This window comes from Streptomyces sp. NPDC085900, assembly GCF_044540925.1.
Classification (GTDB): Bacteria; Actinomycetota; Actinomycetes; order Streptomycetales; family Streptomycetaceae; genus Streptomyces; species Streptomyces gilvifuscus.
This window is the reverse complement of record NZ_JBITSP010000001.1, coordinates 84,245-103,269: the sequence shown is the minus strand read 5'-3', so window position 1 is coordinate 103,269 and position 19,025 is coordinate 84,245. Positions and strand designations below refer to the sequence as shown.

At 72.4% G+C, this 19,025-nt stretch carries 13 protein-coding genes and 1 tRNA gene; 3 read left to right on the top strand and 11 right to left on the bottom strand.

All coding sequences use genetic code 11. From position 1 onward, the window contains the following. Positions 1-65: 65 nt before the first annotated feature. Positions 66-1,859 carry a DEAD/DEAH box helicase gene (locus ACIGDI_RS00395; protein WP_384822221.1) on the bottom strand — a complete coding sequence of 598 codons (1,794 nt, stop codon included), beginning with the start codon at positions 1,857-1,859 and terminating at the stop codon, positions 66-68. 241 nt (positions 1,860-2,100) lie between these two features. Next, positions 2,101-3,549, bottom strand: coding sequence for an MFS transporter (locus ACIGDI_RS00390; RefSeq protein WP_399888383.1), 1,449 nt, complete (start codon positions 3,547-3,549; stop codon positions 2,101-2,103). 218 nt (positions 3,550-3,767) lie between these two features. On the opposite strand from ACIGDI_RS00390, the gene ACIGDI_RS00385 reads away from it, so the two are divergent. Together ACIGDI_RS00385 and ACIGDI_RS00380 are read left to right on the top strand one after the other, a co-directional pair. Then, a tRNA-Cys gene (locus ACIGDI_RS00385) sits at positions 3,768-3,839 on the top strand. 122 nt (positions 3,840-3,961) lie between these two features. After that, positions 3,962-5,179: a hypothetical protein gene (locus ACIGDI_RS00380; RefSeq protein WP_399888381.1), complete on the top strand. Its 1,218-nt coding sequence runs from the start codon at positions 3,962-3,964 to the stop codon at positions 5,177-5,179. A gap of 59 nt (positions 5,180-5,238) precedes the next feature. On the opposite strand, the gene ACIGDI_RS00375 is transcribed toward ACIGDI_RS00380, so the two are convergent. From ACIGDI_RS00375 to ACIGDI_RS00345, 7 genes are all read right to left on the bottom strand, one after another. Continuing rightward, positions 5,239-6,405 carry an SUKH-4 family immunity protein gene (locus ACIGDI_RS00375; protein WP_399888378.1) on the bottom strand — a complete coding sequence of 389 codons (1,167 nt, stop codon included), beginning with the start codon at positions 6,403-6,405 and terminating at the stop codon, positions 5,239-5,241. A gap of 369 nt (positions 6,406-6,774) precedes the next feature. Next, a complete protein-coding gene (locus tag ACIGDI_RS00370; RefSeq protein WP_399888375.1) occupies positions 6,775-9,084 on the bottom strand; it encodes a xanthine dehydrogenase family protein molybdopterin-binding subunit in 2,310 nt (769 codons plus the stop codon). Next, complete coding sequence (locus ACIGDI_RS00365; RefSeq protein ID WP_399888372.1) at positions 9,081-10,988, bottom strand: 2Fe-2S iron-sulfur cluster-binding protein; 1,908 nt, start codon at positions 10,986-10,988, stop codon at positions 9,081-9,083. Before ACIGDI_RS00365 ends, ACIGDI_RS00370 begins: the two co-directional genes overlap by 4 nt. Continuing rightward, the gene (locus ACIGDI_RS00360) at positions 10,985-11,878 is read right to left on the bottom strand and encodes a xanthine dehydrogenase family protein subunit M (protein WP_142152278.1); all 894 of its coding nucleotides are present in this window, start codon (positions 11,876-11,878) and stop codon (positions 10,985-10,987) included. The genes ACIGDI_RS00365 and ACIGDI_RS00360 overlap by 4 nt, the downstream gene beginning before the upstream one ends. A gap of 260 nt (positions 11,879-12,138) precedes the next feature. After that, positions 12,139-13,797 carry a beta-N-acetylhexosaminidase gene (locus ACIGDI_RS00355; RefSeq protein WP_399888368.1) on the bottom strand — a complete coding sequence of 553 codons (1,659 nt, stop codon included), beginning with the start codon at positions 13,795-13,797 and terminating at the stop codon, positions 12,139-12,141. A gap of 149 nt (positions 13,798-13,946) precedes the next feature. Next, the gene (locus ACIGDI_RS00350; protein ID WP_058925017.1) at positions 13,947-14,231 is read right to left on the bottom strand and encodes a DUF3039 domain-containing protein; all 285 of its coding nucleotides are present in this window, start codon (positions 14,229-14,231) and stop codon (positions 13,947-13,949) included. Between the two features lie 29 nt (positions 14,232-14,260). Continuing rightward, positions 14,261-14,833 carry a YqgE/AlgH family protein gene (locus ACIGDI_RS00345; RefSeq protein WP_174267348.1) on the bottom strand — a complete coding sequence of 191 codons (573 nt, stop codon included), beginning with the start codon at positions 14,831-14,833 and terminating at the stop codon, positions 14,261-14,263. Positions 14,834-15,087: 254 nt separating this feature from the next. On the opposite strand from ACIGDI_RS00345, the gene murA reads away from it, so the two are divergent. Beyond that, a complete protein-coding gene (gene murA / locus ACIGDI_RS00340) occupies positions 15,088-16,428 on the top strand; it encodes a UDP-N-acetylglucosamine 1-carboxyvinyltransferase (RefSeq protein ID WP_399888364.1) in 1,341 nt (446 codons plus the stop codon). A gap of 347 nt (positions 16,429-16,775) precedes the next feature. Here murA and ACIGDI_RS00335 read toward each other — a convergent pair whose 3' ends face one another. Together ACIGDI_RS00335 and ACIGDI_RS00330 are read right to left on the bottom strand one after the other, a co-directional pair. Further along, the gene (locus ACIGDI_RS00335; RefSeq protein WP_004000874.1) at positions 16,776-17,057 is read right to left on the bottom strand and encodes an HU family DNA-binding protein; all 282 of its coding nucleotides are present in this window, start codon (positions 17,055-17,057) and stop codon (positions 16,776-16,778) included. Positions 17,058-17,382: 325 nt separating this feature from the next. Beyond that, a complete protein-coding gene (locus ACIGDI_RS00330) occupies positions 17,383-18,798 on the bottom strand; it encodes an NAD-dependent malic enzyme (protein ID WP_200704388.1) in 1,416 nt (471 codons plus the stop codon). Positions 18,799-19,025 lie beyond the last annotated feature (227 nt).

Genomic DNA, 19,025 nt, shown 5'->3' with positions numbered 1-19,025 from the left:
GAGGGACTACCTCTGTTTGTCCCGGTACGCGCACCGCGCAACGTACGCGCACCGGGCAACGGGTGTCACCGCATCCGCGTGGCCCACTCCTGCACCTTGGCGATCCGCTGCCTGAGCTGTCCGGCCGTCGCCTCCGCGCTCGGCGGCCCGCCGCACACCCGGCGCAGCTCGGTGTGGATGACGCCGTGCGGCTTGCCGCTCTGGTGGACGTAGGCGCTGACCATGGTGTTCAGCTGCTTGCGCAGCTCCATCATCTCCTTGTGCGAGACGACGGGCCGCCGCTCGGCCGGCAGCTCCAGCAGGTCGGCCTCCGAGTCCGGCTTCTTACGGCTGTGCGCGATCTGCCGGGCCTGCCGCTTCTGCAGCAGCAACTGCACCTGGTCGGGCTCCAGCAGCCCCGGGATGCCGAGGTAGTCCTGCTCCTCCTCGCTGCCGGGGTGGGCCTGCATGCCGAACTCGGCACCGTCGTAGAGCACCCGGTCGAAGACCGCCTCGGACTCCAGCGCCTCGAAGGCGAACTGCTCCTGCTCGCCGGTGTCCTCGTCCTGCTCCTTGTTCGCCTCCTCCATCTCCTTCTCGGACTCGGCGTACGGGTCCTCCTCGCCCTCCTTCTTCGGCTTGTCGAGGGCGTGGTCGCGCTCGACCTCCATCTCGTTGGCGAAGGTGAGCAGGTCGGGGACGGTCGGCAGGAACACGGAGGCGGTCTCGCCGCGGCGCCTGGACCGCACGAAGCGGCCGACGGCCTGGGCGAAGAAGAGCGGGGTGGAGATCGTGGTGGCGTACACGCCGACCGCGAGCCGGGGCACGTCGACGCCCTCGGACACCATGCGTACGGCGACCATCCAGCGGTCGTCGCTGTTGCTGAAGTCGTCGATCCGCTTGGACGCGCCGGCGTCGTCGGACAGGACGAGGGTGGCCTTGTTGCCGGTGATCTCCCGGATCAGCTTGGCGTAGGCGCGCGCCGAGTCCTGGTCGGAGGCGATGACCAGGGCGCCCGCGTCCGGGATGCCCTTGCGGACCTCGGTCAGCCGCTGGTCGGCGGCGCGCAGCACGCTCGGCATCCACTCGCCGCGCGGGTCCAGGGCCGTACGCCAGGCCTGGCTGATCGCGTCCTTCGTCATGGGCTCGCCGAGCCGCGCGGCGATCTCGTCGCCCGCCTTCGTCCGCCAGCGCATGTTGCCGCTGTAGGAGAGGAAGATGACCGGCCGGACGACGTGGTCGGCGAGGGCGTTGCCGTAGCCGTAGGTGTAGTCGGCCGCGGACCGCCGGATGCCGTCGTTGCCCTCCTCGTACGTGACGAAGGGGATCGGGTTGGTGTCGGACCGGAACGGCGTGCCGGTGAGCGCGAGGCGGCGGGTGGCCGGCTCGAAGGCCTCCAGACAGGCCTCGCCCCACGACTTGGAGTCACCGGCGTGGTGGATCTCGTCGAGGATGACGAGCGTCTTGCGCTGCTCCACCCGGTTGCGGTGCAGCATCGGCCGCACGCCGACACCTGCGTAGGTCACCGCGACACCGTGGTAGTCCTTGCCGAGCGGCCCCGCGCTGTACTCGGGGTCGAGCTTGATCCCTATCCGCGCGGCCGCCTCCGCCCACTGCTTCTTCAGGTGCTCGGTCGGCGCGACCACGGTCACCTGCTGCACGACGTGGTGGTGCAGCAGCCAGGACGCGAGCGTCAGCGCGAACGTCGTCTTGCCGGCGCCGGGTGTGGCGACGGCGAGGAAGTCGCGCGGCTGCTCCTGGACATACTTCTCCATCGCCCCCTGCTGCCAGGCACGCAGCTTGCTGGCGGTGCCCCAGGGGGCCCGGCCGGGGAAGGCGGGGGAGAGGTGGTGGGAGTGCGAGGCGGAGCTGGCAGACATGGGTGTGGGCCCGGAGGGCCCTCCGTTGAGGGTGGTGGCGGGCGACGGGCGGGCGGTAGTCACGGTCTCCGTGGGTGGGTCGGGCGGCTCGATTGACGAGGGTCGGGGTGGCTCGGCTACGTATGACAACCGGGCCACCCTACCGGCGGGCCACCGGTGTCAACGTGCGGACAAGGCCGGGTCACCCGTGGGTGGGACCCACGTCACAGCCGGCTCGACCGCCCGGCTACGACCGCCCCGGCTACGGCCGTCCCCGCAGCCGGGTGGCCACCCAGGCCCCCACCAGGGCCACCCCGGCCATCGGCAGGAACACCGCCGCGAAGGCCGCCGGATGCGAGCCGGACGCCTGGGTCGCCGTGTGGCTCACCGCTCCCCCGCCCAGCGCCGCGAAGGCCGCGCCGCCCGCCGCCAGCAGGACGGTGTTGGAGAGGCCGTCGGAGATCTGGAGGGCGGCGGAGTTCGCGCCGGCCTCCTCGGGGGCGGACAGCTGGAGCAGGAGGACGCTGGTCGACGAGATCACCAGGCCCATGCCGAAGCAGCCGACGGCCCAGGCGACGGCGACGGTCCACACGGGCACCGAGTGGATGAGCACGCTGGGCGCGGTGGCGATCGCGGCGGTCACGAGCAGCATGCCCACGGTCATGAGCCGGTCCCGGTACGGCTCCACACGCGACCGGGACTGCAGCCACGAGCCCAGCGCCCAGGTCCCGCCGCCGGCCGCGAGCGAGAACCCGGCCAGCGTCGGTGTGAGCCCCCGCTCGGTGACCAGCATCAGGGGCACGAAGGACTCGGCGGCGACGAAGGACCCCGCGGAGATGCCGCGCAGCAGCACGACGGACGGCAGCCCGCGCGCCGCCCGGTAGGTGCCGCGCGGGAGCAGCCCGAGCACGGCGGGCACGAGCAGCGCGGCGCCGGCGACGCCGGGGAGGAGGGAGAGCCAGCGCAGGTCCTGGGCGGCGTACTGGAGCAGCCCGGCGCCCAGCGAGACGCCGAGCGCGAGGCGGATACGGCGCCGGTCGGCGGAGGAGGCGGCGTCGCCGGAGGCGGCGGGGGTGACCGGGCCTCCCGCGCGACGCCGTATCTGCGGCAGCGCGAGGGCTAGGGGGAAGACGACGAGGACGGGGATGCCGATGAACACCCAGCGCCAGCCGAGGTGTTCGGTGACCGCGCCGGAGGCCAGCGGCCCCACGATCGACGGTACGACCCAGCCGGCCGCGAACCCCGCCATGATCGCCGGCCGCAGCCGCTCGGGGTAGGCCCGCCCGACGACGACGTACAGGGCGACGATCACGAGCCCGCCGCCCAGCCCCTGCACGGCGCGGCCCAGGATGAACAGCCACATCGCGGACGCCGTCCCGGCCAGCAGCAGCCCCGCGGCGAAGCACCCGATCCCCGTGGTCAGCGCCCCGAGGGGGCCCCGCCGGTCCGACCACTGCCCGGCGAAGACCATCCCGAACAGGCTGGTGGTGAAGTACCCCGAGAACGCGAACGCGTACAGACCCACCCCGTCCAGCTCCCGGGCGGCCACCGGCATCGCCGTCCCCACGGCCGTCGCCTCGAAGGCGATCAACAGCACGACGGACACGATCCCGACACTGAGCGCCCGGTACTCCCGTCCCAACACGCCTTCTTCGGCACGGCCCGGGGTCTGGTCTGCGACGGCGGCGTCACGCGGTTCGAGGACGGTCATGCCCGCCAGGGTAAGGTGCGCAGCCTCCCGTCACCCCTGTCGGAGGTCTCCCCCGGCCTCGGACCTTGGTCGTACGCCCCACCCCCGCACACCCCTTCATGAACGGCGTATGGCAGTCCCGTTGCACCACCCCCGATTCCCTTGAGCCCCGCCACCACCCGCCCCTACGGTCGACTCACCGAGTTCGGAAGGGCGGCCCACCGCCACCCACCCGACCCGGCCGTGTGCCCGAGTGGTTCAGGGACTCGCCTGCAAAGCGAGTTACGCGGGTTCGATTCCCGCCACGGCCTCCGATGTGTCCGTCCCCTCTGCAACGGCAGCACAACCCCAGGCCCCCCTCGGGTGTCCTTCACATGACCGGTGGGGTGTCCCGCCGGTCATCGTGCTGTCTGTTGTCGACGAGGAGATCACTGTGCGCCAGCACACGCGCTCGTACATCCGGGCCTCGGCCGCCTTCGTGGCCGCCGTCGCGATCGCCGGCGGCGTCGCTCCCGCGGCGCACGCCGAGGACGCCGGGGCCGATCTGGTGATTTCGGCGCTGCCGAAGGCGGCGCCCAAGCCCGGTGAGGTGTACGACCAGGACGTCGTGATCACCAACAAGGGGACCGCCGCCGTGGACGGCGTCAGCTTCCGGATGCGGCTGACCCGCGGGCTGGACTTCCCCGAGGCCGTCGAGGGCTGCACCTACTCGACCGTCGAGGATCAGGTCCGGCAGGCCGTGTGCAAGATCGACGAGGTCGTGGAGCCCGGCGCCTCCATCAAGACCGCCGTACGGTTCAAGGCGCTGCCCAAGGCGCTGATGGAGGCCGTCGAGTACGGCACCGGCAGGACCGGTGAGACGCCGGGCGAGGGATTCACCGACAGCTACCGGCGACTGGCCCTGACCGCCGACAGCAGCGCCGACCTCGTCGCCGTCGGCGACGACACCGAGGCCCTCGCGGGGAACTGGCAGTCGGTCACGGTGGCGCTGCGCAACGACGGCCCCGGCTGGATCCGCAACCAGGAGAGCGACGACCAGCCCGCGCTCATGGTGCACATACCGGCGGGCACCACCGCCACCGAAGTGCCGAAGCAGTGCTCGCCGTTCGGGATCGACGGGCCGTCCGCTCCCGGCGGGACGCCGGGCAGGTCCACGTACGTGTGCACGCCCGACGACCACACCATCGAGGTCGGTCAGTCGCTGCTCTACACCTTCATGCTGAAGATCCACGCCGATGCGAAGACCACCACCAGCGAGGTGAAGGCGACCTCGGTCTACGACATCCACCCGGTCTTCGACAAGAACGCGGCCAACGACAAGGCCCAGATCCACATCGCCATCCCGACCGACAACGAGGAGGACCCCACCACCTCGGGCGGCTCCACCGGCGGTGCCACGGACGGCGGTTCCGGCAGCGGAGGCAACGGCAACGACCCGCAGGGCCAGGCCGCCGGGGGCACCGGGGCCTCGGGCTCCTCGACGGGCGGCGCGTCGAGCGGCGGGTCCGACGGCTCGGTGACCGGCAGCCTGGCGAACACCGGCTCCGACGGCATCCCGATGGTCGCCGGTGCGGCCGGCGCCGCTGCTGCGCTCGGCGGCCTCCTCGTCGTGGCCGCACGCCGGCGCCGCGCGGGCACCGGCGCCTCCTGAGGTTCCGGCTCTCGGCGGATCGCGTCCCGGCACCGGTCGTCCGGCGCCCGGACGCGTCCTCAGAGCACTCCGCCCGCCTCGTCCTGGAAGGCCTGGGTCCAGTAGTGCCAGTCGGCCGACGTGGTCGTGGCCGTCGGGTCGACCGAGGCGAGCACCTGGAGCATGGTCGCGGCGAGCTGGTCGTAGGCCTGGGTCGTGAGTTCGTGGGAGAGGTACTTGTCGATGCCCCGCTCACGCTGGTGCAGCCAGAGGGTGAAGGCGAGAGTGGAGACGTCCGTGTTGAGCGGATAGAGTCTCGCCTCCGGCTCGCTCCAGTTCAGGACCTCGCCCGTCGCGCCGTCCACCACCAGGCTGTTGTCCTCGACGAGGTGACCGAGGCGTATCAAGTGGTCGGCGCGCGCGGGGAGTTCGAACGGGGAGGCGGTGCCGGGGCGGTCGTCCGCCGCGTACTCCGCGAGGGTCTGCAGCGGCACCTCGGTGTCGAGGTGGAACAGGACCGTGTCCTCCGGCAGGCCCGTCTCGCGCAGGAAGCGGCGGGTCGGCTCGTGGGTGAGCGTGGCCGGGAAGTCGACGTCCTCGAAGCGGGCCACGCGCGCGTGGCCGAACTCCTCGTCCAGCAGGCGGGCGGGGACGTCCAGGGTGAGGCCGGTGCGGGTTCCGGGGCCGGCGGCGAGGGCGAGAGGGCGGATCAGCGCCGCGGCCTTCCAGTACGGCGGGACCCGGCCGTCCGTGCCCTCCTCGAACAGGGCCAGCAGCTGCCGGGAGGCCTCGGCCGCCGCCTTGGCGCCGTGGCGTCCGGCGAACGACGCGAACTGCCCCCGCAGGTCGGCCAGTTCCTCGGTGACCGCGGCGAACCGCACCAGCGCCTCCAGCGAGGGCGCCAGGGGGCGGTCGTCCATCGCCTCGAAGAGGTACGCGGTGCTGATCTCGCCCGTGCCGCCGTCGAGGAGGATCGACTCCGCCTCCATGCCGGCGGGCGCGAGGAGTTCGCCTATCACCAGCCGGTCCCGCAGTTCCCGCAGGTCCCGATCCTGCCCGGAGGCACCGTCGGTGCTCTCCGCCAGCGTGCGCAGGCCGTCCGTGCGCAGCACGGCGAACGTCAACAGGGCGCCGGAGCCCGGCAGTCCGGGACCCGTGAGCCGCCGCCGCGTCGGGGCGTGCGTGACGTACGGGTCGAGTTGGTCCTCGGTGAACGTGATCGCCGCGACGGCGGTATCGGTCGTCATGCCCTTTGCTCCCCCGGATTTCCCGCTGCGCCCGGCCCGCTGTGTCCGCCCGCAGTTCCGCACGGGGACAGCCGACCGGACGTGGACGCAGCCCACCGTCCGCCTCGTGGCCGGCAGGCGTTCCCACTGCTGAAAACAGTACGCCCCGCCACTGACAACGGCCCCTGATCACAAGACGCTCGGCACACCCTCGCGCGTTCCCTCCCCGCGAGAATCGCCGCCCCCGGCGGCACCGCCGCCACCAGTAGCACAGCCGCTGCGGACAGCGTGGCCGCTACCGACAGCACGGCCGCGACCGACGTCCTGACCGCTCCCGCGACGCGACAGCCGCTACTGCGACGTGACGACCGCTACTGCGACGCGACAGCTCTACTGCGACGTGACGACCGCGGCCTGGGGGCGGATCGGCAGCCGGTTCACCGGGCGGCCGGTCGCGGCCCGGACGGCGGAGGCGATCGCGGCGGGGGACGTGACCACCGGCACCGCGCTCACCGCCTTCGCGCCGAAGGGCGCCACGACGTCCCGCTCCTCCACGAGCTTGACGATGCGGATGTCCGGGGCGTCCAGGGCCGTCGGCAGCGCGTAGCCGGTGAGGTCGGGGTGGCGGATCACCCCGCGCGCGGTGCGCAGGTTCTCCGTCAGCGCGATGCCCACGCCCTGGGTGACGCCCGCTTCGATCCGGGCGGCCAGCTGGGCCGGGTTCAGGACGCGGCCGACGTCCTGGGCGAGCGCCAGCTCCACGACCCGTACCGAACCGAGCTCGATGTCGACGTCGACCACCGCGCGGATCGCGCAGAAGGCCATGCCGACGAAGGCGTCGCCCTGGCCGGCGCCGTCGAGGGGCTCCGTGGGGTGCGGCCGGCACTGGGCCGTCGCCCACAGCTCCTTGCCGTCCATCGCCTCGGTGACGGTGGTCGACAGGACCCCGTCGTACGAGGTGATCTTGCCGTCGGTGATCTGGAGCAGTTCGGTGGACATGCCGAACTTATGGGCCAGCGGCTGCAGGAGCTGGGTGCGGACCATCTTGGCCGCGCGTTCCACCGCGCCGCCGGAGACCCAGGTGTGGCGGCCGCGGCAGCCCGCCCCGGCCGGGGGCTGGTCGGTGTCGACGGGGGCCACGTGGACCTCGTCGATGCCGAGCGTCTCCTGGACGATCTGACGGGCCAGCGTGGTGAAGCCCTGGCCGGTCTCGACGGCCGCGCACAGCACGGTCGCGACGCCGTCCTGGACCTTCACGGTCGCCGTGGAGACCTCGTCGGCGCCCTCCGCGCCGAGCATGTGGACCATGCCGAGGCCGTAGCCCACGCCCCGGCGCACCGCGCCCGGTTCACCCGCGCCCTCGGGGCCCCCGGGGAGCAGCCACTCGTCCTCGGGGGTGTCCTTGGGCAGCTCGGGGAGCGGGAAGTCCCGTACGGCCTGCAGCAGTTCCGCCACCGGCGCCGGGCAGGTCACGGTCTGCCCGGTCGGCAGGACGTCACCGGTGGCCAGGACGTTGCGCAGGCGCAGTTCCGCCGGGTCGACGCCGAGCTTCTTGGCCAGCTTGTCCATCTGGGCCTCGTAGGCGGCGCACACCTGCATGGCACCCTCGCCGCGGACGTGGCCGGAGGGCGGGTTGTTGGTGCGTACGGCCCAGCCCTCGATGAAGGCGTTGGGCACGACGTAGGGGCCGCAGGCGAAGCCCACCGCGGCGGCCAGGGCCTCGGAGGAGGTGTCGGCGTAGGCGCCCGCGTCGAGCAGGATCTGCGCCTCGACCTTGACGAGCTTGCCCTCGGCGTCGGCGTGGTGGCGGTATCTGAGCAGCGTGGGGTGGCGGTGGGCGTGGCCGAGGAAGGACTCCTCGCGCGTCGCGGTGAGTTTGACCGGGCAGCCGGTGCGCAGGGCCAGCAGGCCGAGGGGGAGCTGGAAGCCCTGGTCCTCACGGTCGGCGGTGGCGCCGGGGACACCGGTGACGACGATCTTGACGCGCTCGGGTTCCAGGCCGTAGCAGGCGGCGGCCGTGTCGCGGTCGGCGTGCGGGTCGGTGGAGGCCAGGTAGAGCTCGACGCCGCCGTCCGGGCGCGGGACGGCGAGACCGGCCTCGGCGCCGATGGGGGCCGGGTCCTGGCGGCCGATGCGGTACAGGCCCTCGACGACGATCTCGCCGGCCGCGTCGGGGTCGCCGTGGCGCAGCGGGATGTGCCGGATCAGGTTGCCGTCGGGGTGCAGCGGCTCGGCCTCGAAGGCCTGCTCGGGGTCGGTGACGGGGTCGAGGACCTCGTACTCGACCATGATGGCCGCGGCGGCCATGCGGGCGGTGTCGGGGTGGTCGGCGGCGACGGCGGCGATGGGTTCGCCGTGGTGGCGTACGACCTCCGAGGCGAAGACCGGGCGGTCGGCCTTTCCGCGTCCGTGCACCGGGGTGCCGGGGACGTCCTCGTGCGTGACGACGGCCCGGACGCCGGGCATCTCGCGCGCGTGGGACGCGTCGATCGACACGATGCGCGCGTGCGGGTGCGGGGAGCGCAGTACGGCCGCCCAGAGCAGGCCCTCGGCCCACAGGTCGGCCGCGTACGGGAACGTGCCCTCGGTCTTGGCACGGGCGTCGGCGGCCGGCAGGGAGGCGCCGAGGCCGTGCGGGATCGGCTCGGGGGCGGGTGCTGCCTCCGCGGTGGTGGTCGCGGTGGCGGCTTCGTTGCTCACGCCTGGCCTCCGTCCTGTCCGTACGCCTGGTCGTGCGGGGCGGGGTCGAACGCCGACGGGTTGACACCGCCGGCCCCCGGACCCGCCTGGTGAGGAATACGTGCCTCGTCGCCGTCGTGTTCGGCGTCCGCGGCGTTGTGCGCCTGTCGTTCGGCGACGACCTCCTGGACGGCGTCGACGACACCCCGGTAGCCGGAGCAGCGGCAGAGGTTGCCGCACAGGGCCTGGCGGGTCTCCAGCTTCGTCGGCGCCGGGTTGCCCTCCAGCAGGTCGTGCACGGTCATCGCCATGCCGGGCACGCAGAAGCCGCACTGCACGGCGCCGCACCGGGCGAGCGCGCGCTGCACGTCGGACGGCTGCCCGTCCTCCGCGAGGCCCTCGACGGTGCGTACCTCGCTGCCGGCGGCGGTCACGGCGGGCACCAGGCAGGAGGCGACCAGGCGCCCGTCGACCTGGACGTTGCACGCTCCGCACTCGCCCTGGGAGCAGCCGTCCTTGGCGCCGGCGAGCCCGAGGCGCTCACGCAGCACGTAGAGCAGCGACTCGCCGATCCAGGCGTCGGAGACGGGGCGTTCCACGCCGTTGACGCGCAGGACGTAGGAGGCGAGGGGGTGTTCCTCGCCGGGCAGCGAGGGCGCGGGCTCCTCGGAGTCGTCGGTGGCGTCCGGGCCGTCGGAGACCGGTGCGGTGTCGTGGGTGTCCGGACCGTCCGCCGGGGCGGCTCCGGCCGCCGTCGGTTCGGCCGTCTCTGCCCGGTCGTGCGTCTCCGAGCCGTCACCGGGCCGCGTGAACGCCTCTACGGGCCCCTCGGCGCCCTCGGTGGGCTCCTGGGCCTCCTCGGCCGCTCCGGCGGCCTCACGGGCCCCTTGGACGGCCTGTGAGGCTGCTGCGGCGGCGTCGGACGCGGAGGCGTAGCCCTCGGCGGCACGCCGTGCGGCGGGATCGCCCTGCCCGGCATCCCCGGCCGGGTACTCGCCAGCCCGGGTCGGGTCCGCGCCCGCGGCCTCGCGCCCGGCGTGCTCGCTCTCCGACGGCCGGAGGTCCCGCGGCCGTTCGCCGGCGTGCGGGGGCGCGTACCCGGTGCCGTCCGCGGGCCGGTGGCCGGTGGGCTCCGGGTGTCCCGGCAGGTGCGGTTCGGGCGCCGCTTCACGGCCGTGCCCGCCCGGCATCGGCGGTGCACCGGGGTGCCCGTGGGCCGGGTCGGCGTCCGTGGGCCTGCCGGGCGCCTGCCCGATGGCGTGGTGCCCGGTGTCGGTCCGCCCGTCGTCCGTCCGTCCCGGGGCGGTGTCCGTTCCCGCCGCCGACGCGAGGGGCCGTCCGGCGCCGTCGGTTCCGGTCGGTTCCGCGGTCTCCTGCCCCCAGGGCCGGCCCGCGCCCTCCGACGCCCAGGGGGCGGCCGCGCCGCCGGGGAGGGTCGCCGGGGGTGTTCCGCCCCACTGCTGGACCAGGGACGACGTGGTGAACTCGCCCGATTCGTCCGGAAGATCACCGTTCGCGACGGGGATCGACCACTGGCCGGTGACGTCGTGACCGGACCCGCCGTCGGTGCGCGCGGGGTCCTCGTAGGCCCACTGCTGCGTGGACCCGGGGTTGTACGTGAACTGGTCGTTCCCGGCGCCGTGCGGCACGGCGTTGGGGTCGGGCCACTGGGCGCCGTCGGCCGGTGCGGCCCAGGCGCCGGGGGCCTCCGGGTCGGTGCCCGGCGTGGCCTGTATCTGCGGCGGCACATAGCCGTGGCCGCGTGCGGCGAGCGGGCTGTCCGCGGAGGCGAGAAGCGCGTCGATGCCGCCCTCGGGAAGTTTCACGAAGGCGGTCGCGCCGTCGTCGTAGTCGCCCTGGGGCAGCGGGTCCCAGCGGCCGCCGCTCTGGGGCGGGGTGCCCTCTCCGTGCTGGTCGTCGGTCACGACAGCGCCCTCCCCAGTGCTCGTCGGGCCAGCGCGGCGACGGTGCGCCGCAGGTGCAGAACGGCGGGCGGAAGCTGCGGTACGGATCCGTCGGCCTCGGGGGCCGGGTCGGGGATGCAGGCCGCGGCGACGTACTCCCCGAAGGCCTGCAGCGCCTCGGGGACGATCGCGCGGCCGTTGTCCCAGTCGATCAGCCGGGCGACCCACTGCTCGGCGTCCAGCGGACGCAGCGGCATCGGCGCTATGGCACCGACGGCGCACCGCACTCCGCGCCGGGCGGGGTCGAGGACCAGGGCGACGGAGGCCATCGCGCGGCCCGGTCCGGTCCGGCCGGTCGCCTTCAGGAAGACCTGCGGCGCGTGCAGCAGGGGCACGCGCACGTACCCGATGAGTTCGCCGCCGCGCAGCATGTCCACGCCGGCCAGCAGGTGCGACACCGGGATCTCCCGGCGGGCTCCGCCCGGGCCCGCGATGATCAGTGTCGCTTCCAGGGCGGCCAGGACCGGCAGCGCGTCGCCGGTGGGCGCGGCCGTGGCGATGTTGCCGCCCAGGGTGCCCGCGTTGCGGATCTGCGGCGGGCCCGCGGCGCGGGCTGCGGCGGCGAGCGCCGGGATCAGGGCGGCGAAGTCGGGGCGGCCCATACGCGCGTGCGTGAGGCCCGCGCCGAGCAGGGCGTGACCGTCCTGGTACTGCCAGCCGCGGATCTCGCTGATCCGGCCGAGGCCGACCAGCGCGGCGGGCCTGAGCTGCCCGGAGTTGACGGCGGCCATGAGGTCGGTGCCGCCCGCGACGGGCACGGCGGCGGGCATGGCGACGAGGGCCGCCACGGCCTCGTCCAGTGTCGTGGGCAGCGTGACGGACTGCGCCGCCTGCGGTGCGTGCGTGGTCAAACCGGCTGCCCCTTCCCGCTGCCCCACCTGGTCCCACCTGTGTTGCCGTACGGTACGTGCTGACAGGGCGGACGTGGCAACTCTGGCACATCTTCGAGGCACCCGAAGACGTGGGTCCACTACGAGGCATTCGCCCCCGCCACCAGGGAGATGGTCCGTTTTGGCGCGCCATAACCGGTGCGCGCGATTTGCCACTCTTCGGTGATGCTTACGACGGTTTTCCGCCGCGCGTTCGGGAGGGCCGGTTGCCCGTTCGGGGACTACCTGTTCGGGGGCGTGCCCTCGATCGGGCGGCCGGGCACCCCGGGGCGCCGCTGCCACGGCCGGGGCCCGGACGGTGGCCGATAGCCGACCCCCAGAGCGTCCAGCCGCCGGTAGTGCTCGGCCATCCGCTCCTCGAATCCGGCGAAGTCCCGCTCCCCGGGGGCGGGCAGGCGGCTCCAGGCGACCTCGGCGAAGGCGGCGAGCCTCGGGAAGGTCTGGTAGTCCACACGCGCGTGGTCCTCCATCGCCTCGGTCCACACATTGGCCTGCGCGCCGAGGACGTGCTCGGCCTCCTCGGGCGCCAACTCCGGTGGCACGGGCTCGAAACGGTAGACGTCCTCCAGGGTGCGGACGTAGCCGATGGGCACCGGCTCGTCGGCGCCCGCCTCCTGACGGTGGTCCAGGTACACGTACTGCTCGGGGCACATGACGACGTCGTGGCCGGCCCGGGCGGCGGCGACCCCGCCGCCGTAGCCCCGCCAGGAGGAGACCGCGGCGCCCTTCGCCAGCCCGCCCTCGAGGATCTCGTCCCAGCCGATCAGGCGGCGTCCGCGCGCGGTCAGCCAGGTGTCGAAGTGGCCGATGAACCACGCCTGGAGGCCGTCCTCGCCGGCGAGTCCGAGCTCCCGGATGCGGGCCTGGGCGGTCGGGGAGCGCCGCCACTGGTCCTTGAGGCATTCGTCGCCACCGATGTGGACGAACTGCGAGAACTCGGCGGCGTCCGCGGGGAAGAGACCGAGCAGCTCCTCGAAGACGTCCTCGTAGAAGCGCAGGGTGTTGTCGGTGGGGGCGAGTACGTTGGGAGAGATTCCCCAGTCGTCCCAGACGGAGAGAGTGGTGGTGTCGATGACGTCGGTGTTGCCGAGTTCCGGGTACGCGGCGATGGCGGCCTGCGAGTGCCCGGGTACGTCGATCTCGGGGACGACGGTGATATGCCGCTCGGCGGCGTAGGCGACGATCTCCCGGATGTCGTCCTGGGTGTAGAAGCCACCGTGCGGCTTCTGTTCCCACAGCGGTGAGGCGCGATGGCCGAATCTCGTACGCGCCCGCCATGAGCCGACCTCGGTCAGCCGGGGGTACTTGAGGATCTCGACACGCCAGCCCTGGTCGTCCGTCAAGTGCAGGTGCAGGACGTTGAGTTTGTGCGCGGCCATCAGGTCCAGGTAGCGCAGGACGCCGTCCTTGGGCATGAAGTGCCGGGCCACGTCGAGCATGAGGCCGCGCCAGCGGAAGCGGGGCGCGTCACGGACGGTGACCGCCGGCACCTCCCACCGCCGCTTCGAGGTGACGGGGGCGCGGCGGAAGGCGTCGGGGCCGAGGAGTTGGCGCAGGGTCTGGGCGGCGTGGAACAGTCCGGGCTCGGCGGCCGCCCGCAGCGTGATCGCGTGCCGGTCGACGGTCAGGCCGTAGCCCTCGGGGTTCCCGGACTCCTGCGGGGCGATGCGCAGCACGATGCCCTCGCGGTCGCCGGTGTGCGGCGGCAGCGGCAGTCCCGTGGCCGCGCCGACGGTGCTGCGCAGCCACTGCGCCACCCGCTCGGTGCCCGGCCCGGCGTCGATGCCGGAACCGGCGTCGAGCAGATGGCCCGTGCCTTCGCCGGGTGACGGCGCCGAGAACTCGCCGGGTGCCGGAATCAGTCCCGTCCGTACCGTCACATCAGCCCCTCAGCGTCGTGCCCGGCCCGGCTGCCCCGGCAGGGTCGTCTGCGCAGTGTCGCCGACCGGGGCGGACAGCACAAAGGCCCCCGGAGCACGCCGGAACGCGCCCCGGGGACCTGACAGATCTCGGCCGGAAACCGGCAGGGTTACTTGTCGCCGCCCTTGCCCTTGTCGCCACCGCCGGCGCCCATGGAGTCGTAGATCTCCTTGCACATGGGACACACGGGGTACTTCTTCGGGTCGCGGCCCGGCACCCAGACCTTGCCGCAGAGCGCCACGACGGGGGTCCCGTCGAGGGCGCTCGCCATGATCTTGTCCTTCTGGACGTAGTGGGCGAAGCGCTCGTGGTCGCCGTCGCCGTGGGACACCTGTGGCGTCGGCTCTACGAGGGTTCCCGTACCAGTCCCGCGCTCGGGCTCGAGAGTGCTCATATCGCCAAGGGTACTGAAGCTCACACGCATCAGTTGAGCGAAGGGTCGTCCGGGTACGTGGCCACCATCGCGAGCTCGTTGCGCTGACGGCGCAGGACCTCCCGCCAGAGTCTCTCGGGGGCCGGCGAGGAGACGTCCCCCGGCTCCGACTCCACGACGTACCAGGCGCCGTCGACCAGCTCGTCCTCCAGCTGGCCCGGGCCCCAGCCCGCGTACCCGGCGAAGATCCGCAGCGAGCCGACGGCCGAGGCGAGCAGCTCCGGCGGTGCCTCCAGGTCGACCAGGCCGATCGCGCCGTGCACCCGGCGCCAGCCGAGCGGGGCCCCGTCGACCGAGGAGCCGCCGGGGATGACGGCGACGCCCAGCGCCGAGTCGAGGGAGACCGGTCCGCCCTGGAAGACCACGCCCGGCTCTCCCGCCAGGTCGGCCCAGCCCTCCAGGATGTCGCCGACGTCCACCGGCGTCGGGCGGTTGAGGACGACACCGAGGGAGCCCTCCTCGTCGTGGTCGAGAAGGAGCACCACCGCACGGTCGAAGTTCGGGTCCGCCAGGGCGGGTGTTGCCACGAGCAACCGCCCTGTGAGCGAGGACACCTCGGTCATGCCAGACATGATCCCGCATCTTCCGTCGACGCGGGGAGGCAATGGGGGTAAGAAGGGTGATTGCAGCTCAGGGTGTAAGGAAGCGCGCCCGGCGCACACGGGCCGTCGGTGACCCCATGTACCCGGCAGGGAACGGCCCGTGTTGTGACACAGCTATGACGTAGCTGGGCGGTACTTGGGCTTACTCAAGGGGGGTAGGCGGCGATTACCCTTTCCCTTCTGGCCCCTGCCCCACTCATCGGAACGCGAGATACATGACCGTCAACGACGATGTCCTGCTTGTCCACGGCGGAACCCCGCTGGAGGGCGAGATCCGTGTCCGCGGTGCGAAGAACCTCGTACCGAAGGCCATGGTCGCCGCCCTGCTGGGCAGCTCGCCGAGTCGACTGCGCAACGTTCCGGACATCCGTGACGTGCGTGTCGTACGCGGCCTGCTGCAACTGCACGGGGTGACGGTCCGTCCCGGTGAGGAGCCGGGTGAGCTGGTGATGGACCCCTCGCACGTCGAGAGCGCGAACGTCGCCGACATCGATGCCCACGCGGGTTCGAGCCGCATCCCGATCCTCTTCTGCGGTCCCCTCCTGCACCGCCTCGGGCACGCCTTCATCCCCGGTCTCGGCGGCTGCGACATCGGCGGCCGGCCGATCGACTTCCACTTCGAGGTGCTGCGGCAGTTCGGCGCGAAGATCGAGAAGCGGGCGGACGGCCAGTACCTGGAGGCGCCGCAGCGGCTGCGCGGTACGAAGATCCGGCTGCCGTACCCGTCGGTCGGAGCCACCGAGCAGGTGCTGCTGACGGCCGTGCTCGCGGAAGGCGTCACCGAGCTCGCCAACGCGGCGGTGGAGCCCGAGATCGAGGACCTCATCTGCGTCCTGCAGAAGATGGGCGCGATCATCGCGATGGACACCGACCGCACCATCCGCATCACCGGTGTCGACAGCCTCGGCGGCTACAACCACCGCGCCCTCCCGGACCGCCTGGAGGCCGCCTCGTGGGCGTCCGCCGCGCTGGCGACCGAGGGCAACATCTACGTCCACGGCGCCCAGCAGCGCTCGATGATGACGTTCCTGAACACCTACCGCAAGGTGGGCGGCGCCTTCGAGATCGACGACCAGGGCATCCGCTTCTGGCACCCCGGCGGGCAGCTGAAGTCCATCGCGCTGGAGACGGACGTGCACCCGGGCTTCCAGACCGACTGGCAGCAGCCGCTGGTGGTCGCGCTGACGCAGGCGACGGGCCTGTCCATCATCCACGAGACGGTGTACGAGTCCCGCCTCGGCTTCACCTCCGCGCTGAACCAGATGGGCGCCCACATCCAGCTCTACCGCGAGTGCCTGGGCGGCTCGGACTGCCGCTTCGGCCAGCGCAACTTCCTGCACTCGGCCGTCGTCTCCGGCCCGACCAAGCTCCAGGGCGCCGACCTGGTCATCCCCGACCTCCGCGGCGGCTTCTCGTACCTGATCGCCGCCCTCGCGGCCCAGGGCACGTCCCGAGTCCACGGCATCGACCTCATCAACCGCGGCTACGAGAACTTCATGGAGAAGCTGGTGGAGCTCGGCGCAAAGGTCGAACTCCCGGGCAAGGCCCTCGGCTGACCCCAGCCACGTCACCCCGGCCCCGGGCACACCGCCCCCGGCTGGGGGTCCGGGGGTCATCCCCCGGGCAGACACGGCATGGAGAAGCTGGTGGAGCTCGGCGCAAAGGTCGAACTCCCGGGCAAGGCCCTCGGCTGACCCCAGCCACGTCACCCCGGGGTCGTCCCCGGGGCAGACACAGCAATGCCGATGGGGCGGTCACCCGGATTCCGGGTGACCGCCCCATCGGCGTTCACGTTTCGCCCCTGTAAGGGGCGCGGGGAACTGCGCGACCGGCCACGGCCGGTCCGCAGTCGCCCACGACGCTCATGGCCACGGCGCTCCGAACGGCGCCCGAAGCGGAGCGCTTACTTGCCCTTGGCGGCTTCCTTGAGCTTCGAGCCCGCGGAGACCTTCACGCTGTAACCGGCCGGGATCTGGATCGGGTCGCCGGTCTGCGGGTTGCGAGCGGTGCGAGCGGCACGGTGGGTGCGCTCGAAGGTCAGGAAGCCGGGGATGGTGACCTTCTCGTCGCCCTTGGAGACGATGTCGCCCACGACCTCGGCGAACGCGGCCAGGACGGCGTCGGCGTCCTTGCGGGTCACCTCGGCGCGGTCGGCCAGCGCGGCCACCAGCTCACTGCGGTTCATGTTGTTACTCCCGTGTTCTTCTTGCCGTTGGGGTGTGCCACCCGGCCGGAGCCGCATGGTGGCACAGCGAAGCCGATGCGCTCGCGCCCAGGGACGCATCCTGCCCCTACCTGCGACGGGAAAGCCAATCCGGCACCCGTCGGAGGCGTGAGAACACCCGAGGGAGTCACACGAAAAGAGGGCCTGGGAGGCCTGAGCGCGGCGCCGCCACCCTAGAGGGTGGCGACGGACGCCTGGTTCCACGACTCGCCGGTACTGCCGGTCGTGGTGATGCTCACAGCCCGCGCACGTCATGGCCGGGCCTACTACGCACCGTACGCCACGTCTACGGCGCGACGCCCGCCGCCTTGGCCGCCTCGCGCACCGCTCCGGCCACCGCGCCGGCGACCTTGTCGTTGAAGACGCTCGGGATGATGTAGTTCGGGTTGAGCTCGTCCTCGGTCACGACGTCCGCGAGGGCGGTCGCCGCGGCCAGCATCATCTCGGTGTTGACGGTGCGGGACTGGGCGTCCAGCAGGCCGCGGAAGACGCCCGGGAAGACCAGCACGTTGTTGATCTGGTTCGGGAAGTCGGAGCGGCCGGTGGCCACGACGGCCGCCGTCTGACGGGCGATCGCCGGGTCCACCTCGGGGTCGGGGTTCGCGAGCGCGAACACGATCGCGTCGTCGGCCATGGCGGCCACATCGTCGCCGTCGAGGACGTTCGGGGCGGAGACGCCGATGAACACGTCCGCTCCGCGAACGGCTTCCTTCAGCGTGCCGGTCAGGCCCTCGGGGTTGGTGTTGTCGGCGATCCAGCGCAGCGGCGAGTCGGCGGCGGCCTCGCGCAGGTCGTCGCGGCCGGCGTGCACGACGCCGCGGATGTCGGCGACCACGGCGTTCTTCACGCCGGCGGCGAGCAGCAGCTTGAGGATGGCCGTGCCGGCCGCTCCGGCGCCGGACATGACGACCCGGATGTTCTCGATCGGCTTTCCGGTGCAGCGCAGCGCGTTCTTCAGGGCGGCCAGGACGACGATCGCGGTGCCGTGCTGGTCGTCGTGGAAGACGGGGATGTCGAGGGCCTCGCGCAGCCGTGCCTCGATCTCGAAGCAGCGGGGGGCGGAGATGTCCTCGAGGTTGATGCCGGCGAACCCGGGGGCGATCGCCTTGACGATCTCGACGATCGCGTCGGTGTCCTGGGTGTCGAGGCACAGCGGCCAGGCGTCGATGCCGGCGAACCGCTTGAACAGGGCGGCCTTGCCCTCCATGACCGGCAGGGCGGCCTTGGGGCCGATGTTGCCCAGGCCCAGCACGGCCGAGCCGTCCGTCACGACCGCAACGGAGTTGCGCTTGATGGTCAGGCGGCGGGCGTCCTCGGGGTTCTCGGCGATCGCCATGCAGACGCGGGCCACACCCGGCGTGTAGATCATGGACAGGTCGTCACGGTTGCGGATCGGGTGCTTGGACTGCATCTCGATCTTGCCGCCGAGGTGCATCAGGAACGTACGGTCGGAGACCTTGCCGAGCGTGACGCCTTCGATGCCGCGCAGCTGCTCGACGATCTCTTCGGCGTGCGCGGTGGAGGTGGCGGCGATGGTGACGTCGATGCGGAGCTTCTCGTGCCCCGATGCGGTGACGTCGAGGCCGGTGACCGAGCCTCCGTGGGACTCCACGGCCGTGGTGATCTGGGAGACCGCCGTTCCTCCGGCGGGCACCTCCAGACGGACCGTGATCGAGTAGGAGACGCTGGGCGCCGTTGCCATGGCCGACTTCCTCTGCTTTCACCGTGTGACGCTGGTATGCCGTCCGATCGTCGCACCTACCCCTGAGTACGCGGTAGCCGCCTCGGATTGCGGACGTTTTGTTCACAGGGTGGTGTCGTTTTCGGAAAACGGATTCCACCATACGAGAAGTGATCAGGCAACGAAAGAGGCCCACGTCACGTGGTGACGTGGGCCTCCGAAACGTTCAGTGGCACCGACCCGCCATG